The sequence below is a fragment of the Frateuria defendens genome (assembly GCF_001182895.1).
In the GTDB taxonomy this organism is placed as follows: Bacteria; Pseudomonadota; Gammaproteobacteria; order Xanthomonadales; family Rhodanobacteraceae; genus Frateuria_B; species Frateuria_B defendens.
This window is the reverse complement of record NZ_LFQR01000243.1, coordinates 1-326: the sequence shown is the minus strand read 5'-3', so window position 1 is coordinate 326 and position 326 is coordinate 1. Positions and strand designations below refer to the sequence as shown.

The following is a 326-nucleotide window of genomic DNA, read 5'->3' as shown; positions in this document are numbered from 1 at the left end:
GTGCGTCTCCGACCCGCTCAGGAGGTTCACGTCGTGGCCCGCCTGCACTGCCGCCAGGCCCGACTGGGTGGCGAGGGTGGCGGCGGTGAGGGTGGCGTCGTGACCGGCCACGAGCGCCAGGCCGGTGCCGGCGTTCACCGTCACCCCGTGCAGCGTCTCGTCGGTGGTGGTCTGGGTGATGCGCTTCTTGCCCTCCTTCCAGCTCGCCGTCTGCGTGGCGAGGTCGGTCACCGTGGTGAGGTTGAGGTCGTTGCCCGCGCTCAGCACCGCCGCGTGGCCCGCGCTCAGCTGGGTGGCTTCCAGGTCGAGGTTGTTGCCCGCGCCCA

1 pseudogene is annotated in these 326 nt (G+C 72.1%); it reads right to left on the bottom strand.

The window, feature by feature from the left end:
* Nucleotides 1–326 (bottom strand): annotated as a pseudogene (locus ACH65_RS18125) (hemagglutinin repeat-containing protein); the annotation flags it as partial.